This is a genomic window from Vibrio sp. 14N.309.X.WAT.E.F5, assembly GCF_030397615.1.
Taxonomy (GTDB): Bacteria; Pseudomonadota; Gammaproteobacteria; order Enterobacterales; family Vibrionaceae; genus Vibrio; species Vibrio lentus.
Genome location: NZ_JAPNXR010000039.1, coordinates 1 through 2,332, shown reverse-complemented (window position 1 = coordinate 2,332; position 2,332 = coordinate 1). Strand labels below are relative to the sequence as shown.

Below are 2,332 nucleotides of genomic sequence, written 5' to 3'. Positions count from 1 at the left end.
CAATCCTCTGCTCTACCGACTGAGCTATCCGGGCGACGAGGTGTATTAAACGTGTTTTCGCGTTCTGGGTCAACATTAAATTGCAAAAAAAGTATTGTTTGATGTTTTTCTATACTTAGTGGGTTGTTTTTGTTCATTTGGGGCGAAAAACCTAGGTCTAGCATGCTCTAAAAGATAGTAAAACTACGGTTAACTACACTGAATGGGCGTCGAAATAAAAAAAGCACGTATGAAAACGTGCTTTTATATTTAAGAGTTTTGTTGAGAGTTTAGTGTTTTACTTCAAACCTATTAACCCAGGCTTCTAATTCATTAGAAAGAGAGGCGAGTGTTTGAGTGCTGTTATGACTTTCTGTCACTACATTACTCAGTTGGTTGCCACTTTCTTCGATCATATTGATACGCTTCGAAATATCATCACTCACCTGAGTCTGTTCAGCGGCGGCTGTCGCGATTTGATGACTCATTGATGAAATAGACTCTAACGCCACAACTATCTGTTGTAGTGCTTCAGAGGCATCCTGGGACTCTGTTACGGTGCTTTCACTGGTAGTCGCACACACTTCCATAGTTTTTATCGCGTTACGAGAGCCTTCTTGAAGGTTATTGATCATTAGTTGGATTTCTTTCGTGCTTGACTGTGTTCGACCCGCAAGGTTGCGAACTTCATCTGCTACAACGGCAAATCCGCGACCTTGTTCACCAGCACGCGCCGCTTCAATTGCCGCATTCAGTGCTAGAAGGTTAGTTTGTTCTGCAATATCACCGATGACGTCTAAGACCTTAACGATGTTATGTACATCACTGTCTAAGTTAGCGACGGCTTCACTTGCTGTGCCGAGTTGGCCTGCTAGACCTTGAATGTTATCTACTGTGTTGTGAATTAGGCGCTGAGTATGTTGGCTCTGTTTATCAGCTTCGTCAGTATTACGCGCAGTATCGCCAGCTGAATCAGCAACGTTGTTGGCTGAAGAGGCCATTTCCGTCATAGCTGTCGCGATCATCTCAGTCGACTGTTGCTGAGTCTCGGTCAGCTGAGCTATGGAACCTGCACGATCTTCCACGCGCTGTAACTCACCTCTTAATGCCAGCATTGATGCATTAAGGTTTGAGACTAGCTCGGCTAACGACTTACTCATTTGTTGTACGGCGTGATAAATACTGCCGTTTATTGCCTGAGTTTCAAAAGAGGTTTGAATGCGGCCTTCTGCGACGGCTTGTACCGCTTCTCTTACATCTTTAGGCTCGCCGCCAAGAAGCGCTAGCATTCGCTTAATAGATACGATTAGGCTTGATAAAATAAGGCCAGCAATCACGACACATAGAAACAATTGCCATTGAGCCGTTGACCAGAAACGTGCATTGACTTCATTGAAGCCGATACCAGTGCCGACAACCCAACCCCAATGCGGGGTCTTCTCTGCAATAGACAGTTTTTCTTCAATCGTTCCGTCTGGAAGCTTTTGTGTCCAGGTGTACTCAATGATCTGGCCAGTACGGTTGCCAAGTACTCGTTGAATGAGTTGGCCAACACTGTTTCCATCACCGTCTTTAAAGTCATTAAAGCTGGTCCCGTGTAGTTGTGGATCCAGAGGTGTCGCAACAAACGTCATGTTTTCATCCGCAACATAAACGTATTCATTGTCTTTATAGATGTTGTTACGTAGTAGGCGAGTAGCAAGTTGTTTGGCCTGTTGCTCTTCTAGAGTGCCATCAATAGCCATTTTTTCGACTTCAGTAAGAATGCTGTATGCGCTCTTAAATAGCTCTGTCACACGAGCTTTGTTGTCCATGTTACTAGCGACTCTCAAGGTCCATAAACCAGTAGCAGTTAGCGCCAGCAGAGCGATCAAGATGATGCCCGATAATAAGTAAGCTTGCGTTTTTAATTTCATATTTTCCTGCGTAGCGATTCAATAATTAGTATTAGATATAATTCATCGAATCTTAATCTAAGTCGTGTAGGGCAGATATCAGAAAGATATCAAAACATGATGAAGATTAAATTTACGAAGCAAAAAAAGTAACGGACTGCCATGTTGTTTGTTTTTATGTGACGATACGCGGCTAAAGGTGCTTAATTTCAGAGGTGGTTTAGTTTGTATCGAGAGGGTTTGAACGAATTCAAGGATGGATACTGTCGAGATAGGAAAGGGGATGCTTTAACTTTATGGAGATGATCAGGGCTTGATGTTGAGTTGGCGGCAATACTGAATAGAGTTAGCTTTTGCTCAAACAAAAAAAAAGCCAAGTCTTTCGACTTGGCTTTCTTGAATGTGGCTCCCCTTGCAAGACTTGAACTTGCGACATACGGATTAACAGTCCGCCGTTC

The 2,332-nt window shown here is 43.4% G+C and carries 1 protein-coding gene; it reads right to left on the bottom strand.

The genetic code is table 11. The annotated features are described in order from the left end of the window. Window positions 1–269: 269 nt before the first annotated feature. On the bottom strand, window positions 270–1,895 hold the full coding sequence (locus OW495_RS22980; protein WP_289888553.1) for a methyl-accepting chemotaxis protein: 1,626 nt from the start codon (window positions 1,893–1,895) through the stop codon (window positions 270–272). Between the last annotated feature and the right edge of the window lie 437 nt (window positions 1,896–2,332).